General features: G+C 64.0%; 13 protein-coding genes. 3 read left to right on the forward strand and 10 right to left on the reverse strand.

Annotated elements, in window-relative coordinates:
* Positions 1-56: 56 nt before the first annotated feature.
* Positions 57-491, reverse strand: coding sequence for a carboxymuconolactone decarboxylase family protein (locus tag PQQ53_RS21175; protein WP_408143190.1), 435 nt, complete (start codon positions 489-491; stop codon positions 57-59).
* Positions 443-940 (reverse strand): MerR family transcriptional regulator, encoded by a 498-nt coding sequence (locus PQQ53_RS21180; RefSeq protein WP_408325945.1) that lies wholly within the window; start codon positions 938-940, stop codon positions 443-445. The genes PQQ53_RS21175 and PQQ53_RS21180 overlap by 49 nt, the downstream gene beginning before the upstream one ends.
* A 301-nt stretch (positions 941-1,241) precedes the next feature.
* Here PQQ53_RS21180 and PQQ53_RS21185 point away from each other — a divergent pair, with 301 nt between their 5' ends.
* Positions 1,242-1,826, forward strand: coding sequence for a ComEA family DNA-binding protein (locus PQQ53_RS21185; RefSeq protein ID WP_408326122.1), 585 nt, complete (start codon positions 1,242-1,244; stop codon positions 1,824-1,826).
* 78 nt (positions 1,827-1,904) lie between these two features.
* Positions 1,905-2,456, forward strand: a complete 552-nt coding sequence (locus PQQ53_RS21190) for a YidB family protein (RefSeq protein WP_408143186.1) — start codon at positions 1,905-1,907, stop codon at positions 2,454-2,456.
* 149 nt (positions 2,457-2,605) lie between these two features.
* Here PQQ53_RS21190 and clpB read toward each other — a convergent pair whose 3' ends face one another.
* Together clpB and PQQ53_RS21200 are read right to left on the reverse strand one after the other, a co-directional pair.
* Positions 2,606-5,203, reverse strand: a complete 2,598-nt coding sequence (gene clpB, locus PQQ53_RS21195; RefSeq protein WP_408143184.1) for an ATP-dependent chaperone ClpB — start codon at positions 5,201-5,203, stop codon at positions 2,606-2,608.
* Positions 5,204-5,323: 120 nt separating this feature from the next.
* Positions 5,324-5,830, reverse strand: a complete 507-nt coding sequence (locus PQQ53_RS21200; protein ID WP_408143182.1) for an Rrf2 family transcriptional regulator — start codon at positions 5,828-5,830, stop codon at positions 5,324-5,326.
* Positions 5,831-6,133: 303 nt separating this feature from the next.
* Here PQQ53_RS21200 and PQQ53_RS21205 point away from each other — a divergent pair, with 303 nt between their 5' ends.
* The gene (locus tag PQQ53_RS21205; RefSeq protein ID WP_408325948.1) at positions 6,134-6,673 is read left to right on the forward strand and encodes a group III truncated hemoglobin; all 540 of its coding nucleotides are present in this window, start codon (positions 6,134-6,136) and stop codon (positions 6,671-6,673) included.
* Between the two features lie 102 nt (positions 6,674-6,775).
* Here PQQ53_RS21205 and moaE read toward each other — a convergent pair whose 3' ends face one another.
* The 6 genes from moaE to PQQ53_RS21235 all read right to left on the reverse strand — a co-directional run bounded on the left by moaE (position 6,776) and on the right by PQQ53_RS21235 (position 13,270).
* Positions 6,776-7,252, reverse strand: coding sequence for a molybdopterin synthase catalytic subunit MoaE (gene moaE, locus PQQ53_RS21210; protein WP_408143178.1), 477 nt, complete (start codon positions 7,250-7,252; stop codon positions 6,776-6,778).
* A gap of 42 nt (positions 7,253-7,294) precedes the next feature.
* A complete protein-coding gene (gene moaD, locus PQQ53_RS21215) occupies positions 7,295-7,552 on the reverse strand; it encodes a molybdopterin converting factor subunit 1 (RefSeq protein WP_408143176.1) in 258 nt (85 codons plus the stop codon).
* 34 nt (positions 7,553-7,586) lie between these two features.
* Positions 7,587-8,825, reverse strand: a complete 1,239-nt coding sequence (locus tag PQQ53_RS21220; protein WP_408152554.1) for a molybdopterin molybdotransferase MoeA — start codon at positions 8,823-8,825, stop codon at positions 7,587-7,589.
* 315 nt (positions 8,826-9,140) lie between these two features.
* The gene (gene thrC / locus PQQ53_RS21225) at positions 9,141-10,592 is read right to left on the reverse strand and encodes a threonine synthase (RefSeq protein WP_408152553.1); all 1,452 of its coding nucleotides are present in this window, start codon (positions 10,590-10,592) and stop codon (positions 9,141-9,143) included.
* Between the two features lie 7 nt (positions 10,593-10,599).
* Positions 10,600-11,931 (reverse strand): homoserine dehydrogenase, encoded by a 1,332-nt coding sequence (locus tag PQQ53_RS21230; protein ID WP_408152552.1) that lies wholly within the window; start codon positions 11,929-11,931, stop codon positions 10,600-10,602.
* A 91-nt stretch (positions 11,932-12,022) separates the two neighbouring features.
* Complete coding sequence (locus tag PQQ53_RS21235) at positions 12,023-13,270, reverse strand: pyridoxal phosphate-dependent aminotransferase (RefSeq protein WP_408152551.1); 1,248 nt, start codon at positions 13,268-13,270, stop codon at positions 12,023-12,025.
* Positions 13,271-13,797: the final 527 nt, after the last annotated feature.

Consider the following 13,797-nt stretch of genomic DNA (forward strand, 5'->3'; position numbering starts at 1 on the left):
GCCCACAGAAAAAGCGGCCCCTACAGGCACCGCTTGTCCCACCGACGTCACATCGGTTACCCCGCCTCCACTTCCTCAGCCATCTCCCGCAGCCCCGCCTCCCCCGCCCGATCGTGTCGCTCGAAAACCTCACGCGCGGCGAACAGCGCGTTCAGCGCCGCCGGGAAACCCGCATAGAGCGCCATCTGCATGAACACCTCGACGATCTCCTCGCGTGTACAACCGACGTTCAACGCCGCCTCGATATGCACTTTGAGTTGCGGCTGCGCACACCCGAGCGTCGCGAGCGACGCAATCGTCGCAATTTCACGCGCCCGCAGATCGAGCTGCGGCCGGCTGTAGATATCGCCGAAACCAAACTCGATCAGTAGCCGCCCGAAATCCGGCGCGATCGGCGCGAGCGCGGCGATCACCTGTTCGCCGGCCGCGCCGTCGATCTCCTTCAGCTTGTCCCAGCCCCGGGTGTAGCGGTCGTTTTGTGCGTAGTCCATGGTGAGTCCTTTTCCGAATGTGAAAACGATGCGGTCGCACCGCCCTGTCGTGTCGGCTCATCAACCGCGCCGCCGTTGCGCCCGGCCGTCTCGTAGTACGCGATCTTGTCGACGATCGCGCCCAGATTGCTCTGCAATTCGGCGATCCGCGCCAAAACCGCATCCCGGTGCGCCACCAGTTGGTCGCGGCGCGCGCCCATCGTCGGCTGGCCTTGTGCACGCAGCGCCGCGAACGCCTGCATACCGGCGATCGGCATGCCGGTCGCTTTCAGACGCATCACGAAGCGCAGCCAGTCGAGATCGGCCGGCGAATACAGGCGATGCCCCGCCTGCGTGCGCCCGACCTCGCGGATCAGCCCGGCCTGTTCGTAATAGCGCAGCGTATGCGTCGAGACGCCGATCGTTTCGGCCACCTGACCGATGGTGAGTGCGGTTGAGATTTTCGACATGACGGACTCAGGTTAGGACTTCGAGTGCACTCTAAGTCAAGCGCTCACCGCTGTCATGTGTCTGCGGTGTGATTTTTTATAGCGGACAGCATTGAATGGATAAACTCAGAACAGCCTAATGGCTAAGCAAAAGGTTTAAATATTGTGCGGCCTGATTTACTTGTCACGAATCGATCGGTATAAATCGGCGGCGTTCACAAATAAGGGCGCGCGATTTGTTCTATGCTTAGACGCAGCGCCTGCTGACAGGATGCGTCGTCCGTTCCCGGCTTACTTACTTGCCCTCAATGGAGTGCTTGCCATGCTGAAGAAGCTTTTAATGCTTTGCGTTGCTGTGGCTTTGTCGCTGTCGGCCGGATTTGCGGCGGCCGTCGAAGTGAATTCCGCCGATCAGGCGGCGCTCGAATCGGTCAAGGGCATCGGCCCCGTTCACGCCAAGGCGATCATCGACGAACGCACCAAAAACGGCCCGTTCAAGGACGCCGACGATCTCGCCACCCGCGTCAAGGGCATCGGCGCCAAGTCCGTCACCAACCTCGAAGCGGCCGGCCTGACGATCAACGGCTCGGGCGCGCCCCCGACCGGCGCCAAGCCTGCGACGAAGTCGACCAGCAGCACGAAGGCGGCACCGGCAGCAGCGCCCGCGGCGACCACCCCGGCTCCGGCCACGACCGCAGCCCCGGCTCCCGCGGAAGCGTCGGGCGCGAAAGCATCGAAGTCGAAGAAGAAGAAGAGCAAGGCCGCGGCATCCGAAGCAGCAGCGGCTTCCGCACCGGCCGCCGCACCTGCGGCCACCGCGCCGGCCGACGCGTCCGGCACCAAGGCATCGAAGAAGAAGGCAAAGAAGAGCAAGGCCGCCTCGGCCGCGGCGGCCTCTGGCGCGTAACGCAACGATGCGCAAAGTGGTGGCGACGGCATCGCGAGGACTCCCAGGTGCGCGCATGATCTGCATGATCTCCATGGCATGCGCGCACCGAAACCGTCCCGCTGCCGACCGTCCGCCTTTTCCACCGCGCCGCGCAACCGCGCGGCGTTTTCACCCGCTGACCCGTCACGCACGTGTCGGCATTCAAGAGAGACCGTCATGAGCCTACTCGACACTATCGGTTCCCTGCTTGGCAAATCGCCCGAAGGCGGCGGTGGCCAGCAAGCGCTGATCACAGCCGCACTCGAATTCGTCAATAACCAGCCGGGCGGCCTGAATGGGCTGATCGATCGCTTCAAGGAAAAGGGCCTCGGCGACGTGGTTTCGTCATGGGTCAGCAATGGCGAGAATCAGCCGATCGCACCCGATGCGCTGCATAGCGTACTCGGCTCGGAAACCGTGACTAACCTCGCGGCGAAAGCCGGCGTGGAACCGGACCAGGTCACAGGCCTGCTGTCGCAGATTCTGCCGCATGTCGTCAACGCGGCGACCCCCGAAGGCGAAGTGCCGGCCGAGGGCAAGCTCAATGCCACCACCGTGCTCGGCGCGCTCGGCGGGCTGTCGGCGCTGTTCGGCAACAAGAACGCATAAAAGCACGCCTCAGCAAGCGGGCGGCCTCGCCTGAGCGGCTGGCTAGTCGATCAGACAAAAAAAAGCGGCAACGAAGTCACCTTCGTTGCCGCTTTTGCATGTGGGCGGTGCGAGGCGGCTCGACCACCGCCGCACCCGCGCCTCACTGGTCAATGCACGACGCGTTCGAACACCAGCTTGCCGTCTTCCACTTCGACCGGAATCACATCCTTCGGACCGAACTTGCCGGCCAGAATCAGCTTGGCGACCGGGTTCTCGATCTCCTGCTGGATCGCGCGCTTCAACGGCCGCGCGCCGAACAGCGGATCGTAGCCGACCTTGCCGACGTGTTCGAGCGCCTCGTCGGACACCACGAGTTGCATGTCGAGCTTGGCAAGCCGTTCATGCAGACGCTGGAGCTGGATACGCGCGATCGACTGAATGTTCGAGCGGTCGAGCGCGTGGAACACCACGACGTCGTCGATCCGGTTCAGGAACTCGGGCCGGAAGTGCAGCTTCACCTCTTCCCACACCGCATCCTTGACCGCTTCCTGCGGCTCGCCGACCATCGCCTGGATCACCTGCGAACCAAGGTTCGAAGTCATCACGATCACCGTGTTCTTGAAGTCCACGGTACGGCCCTGACCATCGGTCATGCGGCCGTCGTCGAGCACTTGCAGCAGCACGTTGAACACGTCCGGATGCGCCTTCTCGATTTCGTCGAGCAGGATCACGCTATACGGCTTGCGGCGCACGGCTTCGGTCAGATAACCGCCTTCCTCGTAACCGACATAGCCGGGCGGCGCACCGATCAAGCGCGCGACGCTGTGCTTCTCCATGAATTCGCTCATGTCGATACGGATCAGATGATCTTCCGAATCGAACAGGAACGAAGCCAGCGCCTTGCACAGTTCGGTCTTGCCCACACCGGTCGGCCCGAGGAACAGGAACGAACCATACGGACGGTTCGGGTCTGACAGACCCGCGCGCGAGCGGCGGATCGCATCGGCCACCGCAGTGATCGCTTCGTCCTGACCGACCACGCGGTCGTGCAGTTTCTCCTCGATCTGCAGCAGCTTTTCGCGCTCGCCCTGCATCATGCGCGAGACCGGAATGCCCGTAGAACGCGACACGACTTCCGCGATTTCTTCCGCCCCGACCTGCGTGCGCAACAGCCGCCGACGCTGCGGGCTGTTCTGCTCTTCCGCCTCGGCCCGCGTCACTTCCTTCAGTTGCGCTTCGAGTCCCGGCAGCTTGCCGTACTGCAACTCGGCGACTTTTTCGAGCTTGCCCTCACGCTGCAGGCGCGTGATTTCCGCACGCGTTTTCTCGATCTCTTCCTTCAATTGCGCACTGCCCTGTACCGCGGCTTTTTCGGCAGTCCAGATTTCGTCGAGATCCGAGTATTCGCGATTCAAACGCTCGATTTCTTCCTCGATCAATTGCAGACGCTTTTGCGACGCTTCGTCCTTCTCCTTCTTCACGGCTTCGCGTTCGATCTTCAACTGGATCAAACGACGGTCGAGCCGGTCCATCTCTTCCGGCTTCGAGTCGATTTCCATCTTGATCTTCGACGCGGCTTCGTCGATCAGATCGATCGCCTTGTCCGGCAGGAAACGATCCGTGATGTAGCGATGCGACAGTTCCGCGGCCGCGACGATCGCCGGGTCGGTGATGTCGACGCCGTGATGCAGTTCGTACTTTTCCTGCAAACCGCGCAGAATCGCGATGGTCGCCTCCACCGACGGCTCGTCGACGAGCACCTTCTGGAAGCGGCGTTCGAGCGCGGCATCCTTCTCGATGTACTTGCGGTATTCATCCAGTGTGGTGGCGCCGACGCAATGCAGTTCGCCGCGCGAAAGCGCCGGCTTGAGCATGTTGCCCGCGTCCATCGCGCCTTCGGCCTTGCCCGCGCCGACCATCGTGTGAATTTCGTCGATGAAGACGATGGTCTGGCCTTCGTCTTTCGCGATGTCGCTGAGCACGGCTTTAAGCCGCTCTTCGAACTCGCCGCGATACTTCGCGCCGGCCAGCAACGCGGCCATGTCGAGCGACAGCACGCGCTTGCCCTTGAGCGTCTCCGGCACTTCGCCGTTGACGATGCGCTGCGCGAGCCCTTCGACGATCGCGGTCTTACCCACGCCCGGTTCGCCGATCAGCACCGGATTGTTCTTGGTGCGACGTTGCAGGATCTGGATCGAGCGACGGATTTCGTCGTCACGGCCGATCACCGGGTCGAGCTTGCCGGCCCGCGCACGCTCGGTCAGGTCGACCGTGTACTTCTTCAGCGCTTCGCGCTGGCTTTCGGCGTCCTGGCTATGCACCTGCGAGCCGCCGCGCACCGCCGCGATCGCGCTTTCCAGCGACTTGCGCGACAAGCCATGCTGACGCGCGAGGCGCCCTGCTTCGCCTTTGTCGTCCGCGACCGCGAGCAGAAACATCTCGCTCGCGATGAACGTGTCGTTGAGCTTTTGCGCTTCCTTGTCCGCCTGATTCAACAAGCCGGTCAGTTCGCGGCCGATCTGCACGTTGCCGTCGGTGCCTTGCACCTGCGGCAGCCGCGTCATTGCGTCGCCGAGTGCCGTTTGCAGCGCCTGCACGTGCACGCCGGCACGCGAGAGCAGCGAGCGCGCCGAACCATCCTGCTGGGCGACGAGCGCCGACAACAGATGAACCGGCTCGATGTATTGATTGTCGTGACCGACGGCCAGACTCTGCGCATCCGCGAGCGCTTCCTGGAATTTAGTGGTGAGTTTGTCGACTCTCATCAAGAGACCTCCAATTTCGATTACCACCAAAATGAGGCGTTTTATTCAGGATTCAAGCGCTTTTTTGCGTCCAACGGCAACTATTTAACATTTGAACGAAACAACTGTCTGCGCCCCGTTTCAGGTCGCCGACGCGCCGCCGTCGGCCGGCGCGACCGGCACGACCGGCATGATCGGGATCGCACCGTTCATGCCGAGCAGCGCGGCCAGTGCACCTCGCGGCTGCGTGACCTCGCCGATCGTATGCCGGTCGAGCTCGGCAAGAAAGGCATCGCGCGCCGCCTGGAGCGCCGCGCGCAGACGGCATTGCGGCGAGATCACGCACGGACGGTGTTCGCCACGCTGGTCGGGCAAGCAGGCGACCAGCGCGAAGTCGCTTTCCGTCGCGCGCACCACCTCGCCTACGGTCAATTCGCGGGTGTGCTCGACAAACCGCAGACCGCCGTTGCGCCCGCGTACGGTTTCGACCCAGCCACGTTCCGCGAGTTGCTGCACAACCTTCATCAGATGGTTCCGGGATATTCCGTAGGCTTGCGAAATGTCCTGAATCGTCGACAACGCGTCCCCCTGGACCGCGAGGTACAGCAGGACGCGTAGTGAGTAATCCGTATAATCCGTCAGTCTCATAGGGCAGGTATCACGATGGACGCAAGCCGCGATCGTGGAGATAACCGCGTCGATGCAAGGGTTGCCGGTGGCCGCCGCTTCACCCTAAGATGCAGACAATAGGCATGTTTGGTAATTTTTCCTCGACAGGCGGCGTTAATGTACCGGTAGCAATGGTAACGTTTCCCGCCTCGGTCATTTGTAAGAAAAGCAGGGTATTCGCCGTCCTCTTCCTTTCTTCGCAAACGGTTTCACTTCGCGCCCGGTCGCCTGTCGCGCCGAGTGACGCGCCGCCATTCGAAGCCGCCTTTTTCTGGAATCAGCATGAACCCGTCTTTCCCCGCCGCGCCGGTGGTCGAGCGCGCCGCCGAGCCAACCGAAGCGAACATCCGCGAACTCGTTTATGGCTTTTATGACCGCGTGCGCGCCGATCCGCTGCTCGGCCCCGTGTTCGACGCCACGCTGGCGGGCCGTTGGGACGATCATCTGCCGAAGATGTGCACGTTCTGGGGCAGTCTCGTGCTGGGTGCGAAGCAGTACCGCGGCAACGTGCAGCAAGCGCATCAGCCGCTCGACGGGGTCGAACCGCAGCACTTCAGCCGCTGGCTGTATCTGTTTCTGGACACCGTGGAGTCCCGCTATCAGCCAGCTGCGGCAGTGCGCTTCATGGAGCCGGCGCTGCGTATCGCGCAGAGCCTGCAGTTGAGCCGCTTCGGTTGGGATTACAAGATTCCGGCGGAGCAGCAGGCGCTGCTCGAACGCGTGGCGCCGAAGCGGCGGCCGCATGATGACGACGCCCATGCCGCACGTCCGGCGGGCGAGCCGTTTCCGACGCGGATCATCGGGCAGCCGCGCGACGAGTGAATGACAAGGTTCGGGGCGTCGTGGGTGGTCGGGGCGCCCGGTGCACATTGAGCACCTGCTGGCACCGCCGCCCGTCCAGTCCAGCCGTGCCCCGGCGCGCGACTACTCCCGCGTTTGATTCGCCGAGTCGCTGTCCCACCGCGCGAGCGCGGCGTCGTCGGTGACGCGGGCGTCTACCCAGCGCTCGCCGCTCCCGGTCTTCTCTTTCTTCCAGAACGGCGCCTGGGTCTTCAGATAATCCATCACGAATTCACACGACGCGAACGCGTCGCCGCGATGCGCGGCCGTCGTCGCCACCAGCACGATCTGGTCGAGCGGATAGAGCTTGCCGACCCGGTGCACGATCAGCACCTCGATGCCCGGCCAGCGCTCGCGCGCACTCACGACGATCGCCTCCAGCGACTTCTCCGTCATGCCGGGGTAATGCTCGAGCTCCATGGTCTCGACCGCGCTCCCGTCGTTCAGATCACGTACGGTGCCGACGAAACAGGCAACCGCGCCGATCTTCGGATTGCGCGCGCGCAACGCGGCCACCTCGGTGCTGAGGTCGAAGTCTTCGGTCTGAACGCGAACGGGCATCGGCGGCTCCTGGGGGGTGTGGGCAGGCGAGCGGCGGCGCGCCTAGCCGCCGGTGACGGGCGGGAAGAACGCGACTTCGCAGCCGTCGGTGACGCGGGTGCCGGCGCCCGTCATCACGTGGTTGCAGGCCATGCGCAGCGCGCGGCCTTCGGCGAGCGTCTCGGCCCAGATGCCGCCGCGCACGCGCAGCCAGGCGCGCACGTCGCCGACGGTCGCGATGCCGTCGGGCAGCTCGACGGTTTCGTCGGCCAGGTTGAGCGCTTCGCGCACGCTCGCAAAATAGCGGAGTTCAATTTTCATCGGAATGTTACCGGTCTGCGATGCATGGCCGGCCTCAGTTCAGCAATTCGGAAAAGGGAATGAAGCGCACGGTCTCGCCGGCGCTGATCGCGTGATTCGGTGGATTGTCGATCAGGCCGTCGCCCCACACCGTCGAAGTCAGCACGGCCGAGCTCTGATTCGGAAACAGATCGAGGCCGCCGGTTTCGTTGACCCGCGCGCGCAGGAATTCGTTGCGGCGGTCGGCCTTGCTCTGCGTGAAGTCCGCGCGCAGCGACAGCGCACGCGGCGCGACGCTCCGGGCACCGGCAAGGCTCAGCACGAACGGACGCACGAACAGCAGGAAGGTCGCGAAGCTGGACACCGGGTTGCCCGGCAGGCCAATGAAGAAGGTTTCGGCCGATGCCGATGCCCCCGCACTCTCGCGCGATGCGGCACGGCGCACCGCGCCGAATGCGAGCGGCTTACCCGGCTTCATCGCGATCTGCCACATCGAAAGACGTCCTTCCGCCTCGACAGCCGGCTTCACGTGATCCTCCTCGCCGACCGACACGCCGCCGCACGTCAGGATCAGATCGTGAGCCTGGGCAGCCTCGCGCAGCGTCGCGCGGGTCGCGTCGAGCTTGTCGGCGACGATGCCGTAATCGGTTATCTCGCAGCCGAGCTTTTCCAGCAGACCACGCAGCGTGAAGCGATTCGAGTTGTAGATCGCACCGGGCTCGAGCGGCTCGCCCGGCATGGTCAGCTCATCGCCGGTGAAAAACACGGCGACTTTGACGCGCCGGCGCACCGCCAGCTCCGCGCAGCCGACCGACGCCGCCAGCCCGAGCGCCTGCGGCGAGAGCCGTGTGCCGGCCGGCAGGATAACCGAGCCGCTGCGGATGTCCGCGCCCTGCGCCGTGATCCATTCGCCGGGTTGCGGGGCGTGGAGAATCGTGACTTGATCGCCGGCGGCTTCGGTTTGCTCCTGCATCACGACCGCGTCCGCGCCGGGCGGCACCGTCGCGCCGGTGAAGATGCGCGCCGCGGTGCCGGGCTGCAACGGCGTGGGCGCGTGTCCTGCGGGAATGCGTTGCGACACCGGCAGGCGGCTCGCGCCTTCGCCGGCAAGGTCCGCGATACGGATCGCGTAGCCGTCCATCGCGCTGGTGTTCATCGGCGGGACGTCGAGCGGCGACGTGACGTCGGCCGACAGCACGCGGTTCAGCGCCTCGAGCGTGGGAATGGATTCAGTGCCGTCGATCGGGCGCGCGGCGCCAAGCAGGGTCGCCAACGCTTCGGCAGTGGCGAGCATGGGAGCGCGGGGCGTTGGTGTGGACATCTCAGGTGTCGAAGCCGCAGATTAAAAGAACATTGTAGCGGTCGATGCGATCGGCCTGGGCGGCCGGGTGTGAGGTGGGGGTTCGGCCTGGTGTGATGCGGGGCTGTGCGGCGTGAGCCGTGAGCTTCGCGGCACGCGGCGCCGCGAACTGCGCGGCAAGTACTGTCGTATGACGGGCCAGTCGACGCTTCCCGACGCGCGTCGCCATGAATCCAGCCGCCTTGGCCCGGCCACGCCACCTGTGCCGCGCGAGCCGCCTGGACTCACGCAGCACGACAACCACCCAGGTTACTCGCCCGTGTTCGCCACGACGAAGTCCTTCACGCGCTGCGCATCAGCCGGCAGCACTTCGAAGCGCTGCGGCAACGATTCCAGCCCCGAGAACGCAGCCGGCCGCTCCGGTTCGCGTAACAGCGCCTCACGGATCGTTTCGCCGAACTTGATCGGTTGCGCGGTCTCCAGCACGATCATCGGAATGCCCGGTTGCAGATGCTCGCGCGCCACCTTCAGACCATCGGCCGTGTGCGTGTCGATCATCGTGTCGTAACGCTCGAACACGTCACGGATCGTCTCCACGCGAGTATCGTGGCTGCTGCGGCCCGACACGAAACCGAACTCCTTCACGCGCACGAAATCGCCGCTCGCCGCGAGGTCGAAACCGCCCTTCTCCTCGACGTCGCGGAACAGTTGCAGCACGCGAGCCGGATCGCGGCCCAGCAGATCGAACACGAAGCGCTCGAAGTTCGACGCCTTCGAAATGTCCATGCTCGGGCTGCTCGTGTGATACGTCTCCGCCGCCTTGCGCACGCGGTAGATACCGGTGCGGAAGAACTCGTCGAGCACGTCGTTTTCGTTGGTCGCGACCACCAGCTTCTCGATCGGCAGCCCCATCATCCGCGCGATGTGACCCGCGCAGACGTTGCCGAAATTGCCCGACGGCACCGTGAACGACACGCGCTCGTCGTTCGACTTCGTCGCCGCGAAGTAGCCCTTGAAGTAATACACGACCTGCGCGACGACACGCGCCCAGTTGATCGAATTGACCGTGCCGATCTTGTACTTCGCCTTGAACTCGTGATCGTTCGACACCGCCTTGACGATGTCCTGCGCGTCGTCGAACACGCCTTCAACGGCGATGTTGAAGATGTTCGGGTCCTGCAGGCTGTACATCTGCGCGGTCTGGAACGCGCTCATCTTCCTGTGCGGCGACAGCATGAACACGCGAATGCCCTTCTTGCCGCGCATCGCGTATTCGGCGGCGCTGCCGGTGTCGCCCGAGGTCGCGCCGAGAATGTTCAGCGTCTCGCCATGTTTGGCCAGCGCGTACTCGAACAGGTTGCCGATCAGCTGCATCGCCATGTCCTTGAACGCGAGCGTCGGACCGTTCGACAGTTCCAGCAGCGACAGCGGCGCGCCGTTCTCGACGCCCAGCGTTTTCAGCGGCGTGATCTGCGCGGCGCTTTCGTCGTCGCGCACGTTGCAGTACGTCGCGGCCGTATAGGTCTTGCGCGTGAGTGCGCGCAGATCTTCGGCGGGAATGTCGTCGCTGAACTTCGACAGGATCTCGAAGGCGAGGTCCGCGTAAGGCAGCGTGCGCCAGCGCGTCAGTTCGTCGGCGCTGACGCGCGGGTATTCGGCCGGCAGGTACAGGCCGCCGTCTTTCGCGAGACCGCCCAGCAGGATGTCCGAAAAGGTATGGCGCTCGCCGGCTCCGGCGCCGCGCGTGGAGAGGTAGTTCATAGTGGGCCTAGTTCAGCGCTTCCATGCGCAGCTTCGTGACTTGCGAGACGACGGTCTTCAGCGCTTCGATCGTTCTGATCGCGGCGTTGACGTGCTTTTCGACCGTTTCGTGCGTGATCAGGATGATGTCGGTTTCGCCCTTGCCGTTCGCGTCGACCTGCTCCGATTCCTTCTGCAGCAGCGCATCGATCGAAATGCCGGTGTCGGCCAGAATGCGCGTGATGTCCGCCAGCACGCCGGTCACGTCCGCCACCCGCAGACGCAGGTAGTAGCCGCTCGTCACTTCGTCGATCGGCAGAATCGGCGTGTTCGACAGGCTGTCCGGCTGGAACGCCAGATGCGGCACGCGATGCTCCGGGTCAGCCGTATGCAGGCGCGTCACGTCGACCAGATCGGCCACCACGGCCGAGGCCGTCGGCTCCGCGCCCGCGCCCTTGCCGTAGTACAGCGTGGTGCCGACCGCGTCGCCATGCACGACGACCGCGTTCATCGCGCCTTCCACGTTCGCCAGCAGGCGCTTTTCCGGAATCAGCGTGGGGTGCACGCGCAGTTCGATGCCCTTGTCGGTGCGGCGCGCGATGCCGAGCAGCTTGATGCGGTAGCCGAGTTCCTCGGCGTACTTGATGTCGATCGCGGCAAGCTTGCTGATGCCTTCGACGTACGCCTTGTCGAACTGCACCGGCACGCCGAACGCGATCGCGCTCATGATCGTCGCCTTGTGCGCGGCGTCCACGCCTTCGATGTCGAAGGTCGGATCGGCTTCGGCATAGCCCAGTTCCTGCGCGGCCTTCAGTGCGGTCGCGAAGTCGAGCCCGCGGTCGCGCATTTCCGAGAGGATGTAGTTCGTGGTGCCGTTGATGATGCCCGCGATGTACTGGATGCGGTTGGCCGTCAGCCCTTCGCGCAGCGCCTTGATGATCGGAATGCCGCCCGCCACCGCCGCCTCGAACGACACCATCACGCCATTGGCGCGCGCCGCTTCGAAAATCTCGGTGCCGTGCACCGCGAGCAGCGCCTTGTTGGCGGTGACCACGTGCTTGCCATTCTTGATCGCGCGCAGTACGAGCTCGCGCGCCACGCCGGTGCCGCCGATCATTTCGGCCACGATATCGATCGACGGATCGTCGACCACCGCGTTGAAGTCATCGGTCAGCGCCACGGTGCCCGCTTGTGTGCCGAGCGCCGCCGTCGCCTTCGCGGGATTGCGCACGGCGATGCGCGCAATCTCGATGCCGCGGCCCGCGCGGCGTTTGATTTCTTCCTGATTGCGACGCAGTACCGTGAAGGTGCCGCTGCCTACCGTGCCGAAGCCCAGCAGTCCAACTTTGATCGGTTCCATGCAGCGTGTGTTTTCGAGTAGGTGATTAAAAAGAGACGAGTGCCGGTGGCGGGCGCAGCAGTGCTTGCCGCGCCGTGCGCCACATTGTGCGCTAGGCCGTGTGACGTTTGCGGTAGCCGTCGAGGAAACGCGCGATCCGGTTGATCGAATCCGCGAGGTCGTCCACGTTCGGCAGGAACACGACGCGGAAGTGATCCGGCGACTTCCAGTTGAAACCGGTGCCCTGCACGAGCAGCACGCGCTCTTCGAGCAGCAGATCGAGGATGAACTGCTGGTCGTCCTTGATCGGGTACACCTTCGGATCGAGGCGCGGGAACATGTACAGCGCCGCTTCGGGCTTCACGCAGCTCACGCCGGGGATGGCCGTCAGCATGTCATACGCGAGTTCGCGCTGCTTGTACAGGCGCCCGCTCGGCACGATCAGGTCGTTGATGCTCTGATAGCCGCCGAGCGCGGTCTGGATCGCGTACTGGCCGGGCACGTTCGGGCACAGCCGCATCGACGCGAGGATGCCGAGACCTTCGAAATAATCGCGGCCGTTGCGGCGGTTCTCGCCGGTCAGGCCCGAGATAAACATCCAGCCGGCGCGGTAGCCGCACGAGCGGTAGCTCTTCGACAGGCTGTTGAACGTGACCGTGAGCACGTCTTCGGAGAGCGCGGCCATCGACGTGTGCGTCTTGCCGTCGTAGACGATCTTGTCGTAGACCTCGTCGGCGAAGATCACGAGGCCGTGCTGGCGCGCGATTTCGATGAGGCCGAGCAGCAGTTCGTCCGAGTACAGCGCGCCGGTCGGGTTGTTCGGGTTGATGACGACGAGCGCGCGCGTGTTCGGCGTGATTTTCGCGCGGATGTCATCGAGGTCGGGCATCCAGCTGTTCGACTCGTCGCAGATGTAGTGCACCGGCGTGCCGCCCGCGAGGCTCACGCCCGCCGTCCACAGCGGGTAGTCGGGCGCGGGCAGCAGCACTTCGTCGCCGTCGTTCAGCAGGCCCTGCAGCGCCATCACGATCAGCTCGGACGCGCCGTTGCCGATGTAGATGTCGTCCAGCTCGACGCCGTGCACGCCCTTTTGCTGCGTGTAATGCATGATCGCCTTGCGCGCGGCGAACACACCCTTGGAGTCCGAGTAGCCGGACGAGCCCGGCAGGTTCAGGATCATGTCCTGAATGATTTCGTCGGGCGCCTCGAAGCCGAACGGCGCGAGATTGCCGATGTTCAGCTTGATGATGCGGTGGCCCTCTTCTTCGAGCCGCTTCGCGTGTTCGAGGACGGGCCCGCGAATGTCATAGCAGACATTCAACAACTTATTGGATTTGAGAATCGGTTTCACGGCGGGCACTTCATCCTGGTTGATAGCTTGGGCGGACAGACACGGGCTAAAAAACGCCAGGCCGGGCAAGTTCGCCGTACGGGGTTCGGAACGCGCAGGGCCGGCGAAGGCTGCCAAACGCGGATTGGGCCGCTTTGTCGAGCCGCCGCTGCTCACCCCAGCCGGCGCGATTTCCTGAGCACGCCTGCGTGCCGCTTTTCGGCGTTCGACTGCAGTTTCACCCACGCCCGTTGGTCGCGCCTGCGGCAGATTGCGCCGGCAGAGCCACGAAACGGACAAAAATCGGACAAAATTCGGGCAAAACAGCCAAAAAACGGACAAAAATCCGGTGACAGCGGACAAAACCAGGGCAGGTAGCCGGTGGGTCGCGCCGATGAACTCAGTGCCGCTTATGGCGGCATATGAGCGAGAGGCGCCGCAAAGCGGCTAAAAAGTTATAATTTAGCGGATTTTGGCCGACTTCCGCAATGCACCAACCGCAACGGCAAGCCTTTTCGGCCCCTTCTTCTTTTTGGCCCCTTGTGTCCAATCGCGTC

The organism is Paraburkholderia strydomiana (assembly GCF_046030495.1).
GTDB classification, from domain to species: domain Bacteria; phylum Pseudomonadota; class Gammaproteobacteria; order Burkholderiales; family Burkholderiaceae; genus Paraburkholderia; species Paraburkholderia strydomiana_A.

Coding starts and splice junctions, on each gene's coding strand:
- PQQ53_RS21175 (WP_408143190.1), bottom strand. CDS start 491: ATGGACTACGCACAAAACGACCGCTACACCCGGGGCTGGGACAAGCTG.
- PQQ53_RS21180 (WP_408325945.1), bottom strand. CDS start 940: ATGTCGAAAATCTCAACCGCACTCACCATCGGTCAGGTGGCCGAAACG.
- PQQ53_RS21185 (WP_408326122.1), top strand. CDS start 1,242: ATGCTGAAGAAGCTTTTAATGCTTTGCGTTGCTGTGGCTTTGTCGCTG.
- PQQ53_RS21190 (WP_408143186.1), top strand. CDS start 1,905: ATGCGCGCACCGAAACCGTCCCGCTGCCGACCGTCCGCCTTTTCCACC.
- clpB (WP_408143184.1), bottom strand. CDS start 5,203: ATGAGAGTCGACAAACTCACCACTAAATTCCAGGAAGCGCTCGCGGAT.
- PQQ53_RS21200 (WP_408143182.1), bottom strand. CDS start 5,830: ATGAGACTGACGGATTATACGGATTACTCACTACGCGTCCTGCTGTAC.
- PQQ53_RS21205 (WP_408325948.1), top strand. CDS start 6,134: ATGAACCCGTCTTTCCCCGCCGCGCCGGTGGTCGAGCGCGCCGCCGAG.
- moaE (WP_408143178.1), bottom strand. CDS start 7,252: ATGCCCGTTCGCGTTCAGACCGAAGACTTCGACCTCAGCACCGAGGTG.
- moaD (WP_408143176.1), bottom strand. CDS start 7,552: ATGAAAATTGAACTCCGCTATTTTGCGAGCGTGCGCGAAGCGCTCAAC.
- PQQ53_RS21220 (WP_408152554.1), bottom strand. CDS start 8,825: ATGCTCGCCACTGCCGAAGCGTTGGCGACCCTGCTTGGCGCCGCGCGC.
- thrC (WP_408152553.1), bottom strand. CDS start 10,592: ATGAACTACCTCTCCACGCGCGGCGCCGGAGCCGGCGAGCGCCATACC.
- PQQ53_RS21230 (WP_408152552.1), bottom strand. CDS start 11,931: ATGGAACCGATCAAAGTTGGACTGCTGGGCTTCGGCACGGTAGGCAGC.